General features: G+C 47.9%; 3 protein-coding genes. All 3 read left to right on the top strand.

Translation table 11 applies throughout. The features are described from left to right. Positions 1-203: 203 nt before the first annotated feature. The 3 genes from BP27_RS0114640 (at position 204) to BP27_RS0114625 (ending at position 3,548) form a co-directional block, all read left to right on the top strand. The gene (locus BP27_RS0114640) at positions 204-1,118 is read left to right on the top strand and encodes a hypothetical protein (RefSeq protein ID WP_027852171.1); all 915 of its coding nucleotides are present in this window, start codon (positions 204-206) and stop codon (positions 1,116-1,118) included. Positions 1,119-1,642: 524 nt separating this feature from the next. Beyond that, complete coding sequence (ltrA, locus tag BP27_RS0114630; protein WP_027852170.1) at positions 1,643-2,968, top strand: group II intron reverse transcriptase/maturase; 1,326 nt, start codon at positions 1,643-1,645, stop codon at positions 2,966-2,968. A 109-nt stretch (positions 2,969-3,077) separates the two neighbouring features. Further along, on the top strand, positions 3,078-3,548 hold the full coding sequence (locus tag BP27_RS0114625) for a hypothetical protein (RefSeq protein WP_027852169.1): 471 nt from the start codon (positions 3,078-3,080) through the stop codon (positions 3,546-3,548). The last annotated feature ends 208 nt before the right edge of the window (positions 3,549-3,756 follow it).

Raw genomic sequence — 3,756 nt, 5'->3', positions numbered from 1 at the left:
AGTTTGGCTTAACCCACCAAAAGAGAAGGCTGAAGATCAAGTGAACTTGAAACAAGTTGCTTAGAATAACGGACAACTAGCTTGACAGAGGCCGGTGTCAGACTTCTGGGAAATTGCCCCAAACTGCAGCTCCTTCGGTAAGTTCAGGCAACTCACAAACAGTGAACTCCTCGAACTACCAACCTGGTGATCGAAAGGAGTACTTGTTCAAAGAAAAATCACCGACTCTCCAAAAGTACCCCATCAGGATGTTCTGTAGTACTCCAGATCAAGATGCCTGTTTTAAAGGGATAGATTACCAAAAGTATGTGGGTAAAAAGTTTTATTACACCTCAGAACAACCTGTGCAAACAGGAGGGTTTGATGGGCGTGGTTTTTATAAGCTCAGAATAGAAACGGGCGAAGTTCTTTATCATTACCGTAAGCAAGAGCTGAGCTCCGTCCACGACATGGATATCGTCGCTTTGAAGGAAAAGGAAGCGGCCGACGCATTCAAGAAAGAGCCAATTGTGGAAGGGGCATCCACAATGCTAACAGGAATCAGAAGATCGTCCGAAAAATACGGGCGTACTTATGACTTGAGCAATGGCGGAACAATATCCGAAACCCAACTAGATGCCCTTCGCAAGTTGAGTAAAAAATTTGGGGATAATAAGGCATCGATAGCCGACCAGCTCGTCAATTTCAGAGTCACGTATGACAAGATGGAGGATCGCTTTTTTGTTCAGCCATTCCCTTATGAAATCGAGGACACATACGTCATAGGATATATCGGCTTTAAAGAAGACCGTGGGCCGTGGCTCAGGGCAAAGTTTCACTATGAAGCGGACGATTGGCTGTTTGTTGATCAGATATTGCTAGTTGCAGATGACTACAGATTGGAATCAGAGAACGTTGGATTTCAGCGTGACCACTCCAGCGGAACTATTTGGGAGTGGATGGATGTCTCGGCTACCGACGGCAAATATTACGAAGCTCTTTCAGCAATAGCGAATGCTGATGAGGCGACCATACGTTTTAACGGTCGTCAATACTACAGTGACTTCGATATTCCAGAGAAGCAGCAGCAGCTTACAAAAAATATCCTGATTTTGTTTCAGGATATGAAGGGTGAATAAGCGGGCAAACGGAGTAGCGTGACCGAGATTTTAACAATCGGCTGCACAGCGACCGGTTTTCCGCCGCTTCGCGGCTCCAAACCGGCGCGTGAGCCAGGCGTGTGTGCCGGGCATGGCACTTAACTAGCGAGGTGCAAGTCCTCGTGCCAGGTATTCGCAGAGCCGAAGGTTAGCGAAAGGACAAGGGCTTTGTCGCGAGGCAGGGTCTGAAGGAAGTCCAACGCGAAATCGCGGGGCGATGAACAAGAACTCAATATGAGGTGTGACATATTCGGGGCCAGCGGGCACGTGACTGCTAAGCCCTCCATCTGCATCTGGAATATGTTTTATAAATTGAGCGTCTACGCGAGGAAAGTTAAGTGTCTTACCCCGGGAGGTCTGCAGTGTGTTGAAGGAGCAACTGACAATGGAGCAATCGATTGTGACCGCATTGCAGAAATCAGCAGAAGGCATAGTAGGCCGCACTCTTGCAGCTGAAGGCCTGAACAAATCACGGAAAGTACTCGTTGGGGAAGTGTTTCTGAATGGCACCTGTTAAGCAGTTATCACTGCCTCTGGAAAATGCAGAGGGTGAATCAGAAATGGGAAACCCAGTTGAACCAAAATCCACCTTTTGTTCATCATTGATTGGCCGTGTAGTAGATAGGAATAATCTACTGCGCGCGTTGAAACAAGTTCGCCGCAATAAAGGTGCTCCGGGCATCGACGGCATGAATGTTGATGACCTCCTTGATCATCTTAAGCAACACTGGCCGCAGATTCGGCAACAACTCATCGACGGGCACTACAAGCCCAAGCCGGTTAGACGTGTTGAAATTCCAAAGCCAGATGGTCGCAAGCGCAAGCTGGGCATCCCGACTGTATTGGATCGATTTATACAGCAGGCCATTGCTCAGGTGTTGCAAGAAGAGTGGGATGCTGATTTCCATGATCAGAGTTATGGTTTTCGACCCAATCGAAATGCACACCAAGCCATGCGCTACGCACAAAACACAGTACGGCAGGGCTATAGCTGGACTGTTGATTGTGACTTGGAAGCTTTCTTTGATGGTGTAAACCATGACTTGCTTATGGAACAGCTCAAAGCAAAACACCAAGACCGACAATTGCTTAGGCTGATCAACCGCTATCTAAAAGCGGGAATCCAGATAAATGGCGTAACACAAACCAGTACCGAAGGCGTGCCACAGGGTGGGCCGTTGTCACCGGTACTCTCGAATATTGTGTTGAACCAGTTGGACTGGGAGCTAGAACGTCGGAAGCACCGTTTCGTTCGCTATGCTGATGACTTTGTTGTGTTTGTTAAAAGTCGAGAAGCGGGTGAGCGCGTGATGAAAAGTCTGCAGCGCTATATTGGCGACTCGCTACGGCTCAAAGTGAATACCCAAAAGAGTGCAGTAGATCGGCCATGGAAACGAACCTTTCTTGGCTTTACGTTCAGTCAACGAGACCAGAGAATCAAGGTGGCAGATAAATCGCTACTGAAGCTCAAAGCTACGGTTAAATTGCTGAGCCGTCGAACAAGAGGCCATTCACTCAAACACATTATCGCAGAGCTAAGAAAGTCCCTGCTTGGTTGGAAAGCGTACTTCGACATAGCTGAAGTGCTGAGCCCTCTGCGTGATGTGGATAAATGGATTCGACGACGATTGCGTAGTTATATTTGGAAGCAATGGGGGCGCAAAGGCTATCGGATGCTTAGGCGCTTGGGTGTTGATCGATGGCTGGCATGGAATACTGCTAAGTCGGCTCATGGCCCGTGGCGATTAAGCGCAAGTCCTGCCCTTTACCGAGCGCTACCAAACAGATACTTTAAGAACTTGGGGCTGCCAGAACTGGCGGCAAGATGAAATTTAAAGAGATTTGAACCGCCGTGATACGTGACCCGTATGTCCGGTGGTGTGGGAGGAGAGACGTCGTGAGGCGTCTCCCTATCCCGATTAGCTGCAAGGAGAAATCGTGAACTTTCTGGAATCATTGGCAGCAGAGTGGTACGCAATACAAGGGTATTTTGTTCGTACCAACATTAAAGCCAATCGTAGGCACAATGGTGGCTACAACAATGAAATTGATGTTTTGGCTTTTCTGCCTGCCACAGGAAAACTGGTTCACTTGGAGACATCGTGGGATGCTCTTACTTGGGAAAAACGTGAAGAGCGGTACATATCAAAGAAGTTTGTCTTTTCCCCAGAGCAATACACTGAAATAGTCGGGGCTACTCCGGCCAGCATCCAGAAACGCGCAATTATCGGCACGTCAAAGTCCCAGCCAAAAGAAATCTGGGGAGCAGACATTGAGGTAACAACAGTACCCAATTTTATCGCTGAAATTGCGGCAGAAATGAAGCAGCGCCACCCAATGCGTGACGTTATTCCAGAAACTTATCCTTGTTTAAGGTCATTCCAGTTTGCTCTGGCATATGGCAGCTAACAAGGCCATTAAATTCGCTCCCTGCGGTCGCCGGACGCTCGCAAGCTCGCGCCTATTACGCAGGCGTTCAGGCTGTAGAAAAACCTCTTCAATTATGGTTTGATTGGATTTTTAGATAACGAGGGCATGAGGATGGCTCGATTCAAGCATTACGACTATAACCAGCAGACAATGGTGGTAATTAATTATCTTGAACAGCTTCAGCTTG

Source organism: Marinospirillum insulare DSM 21763 (assembly GCF_000686905.1).
GTDB lineage: Bacteria > Pseudomonadota > Gammaproteobacteria > Pseudomonadales > Halomonadaceae > Marinospirillum > Marinospirillum insulare.
The sequence above is the reverse complement of the archived record's forward strand: the minus strand, read 5'-3'. Positions and strand labels throughout refer to the sequence as shown.

Coding starts and splice junctions, on each gene's coding strand:
- ltrA (WP_027852170.1), top strand. CDS start 1,643: ATGGCACCTGTTAAGCAGTTATCACTGCCTCTGGAAAATGCAGAGGGT.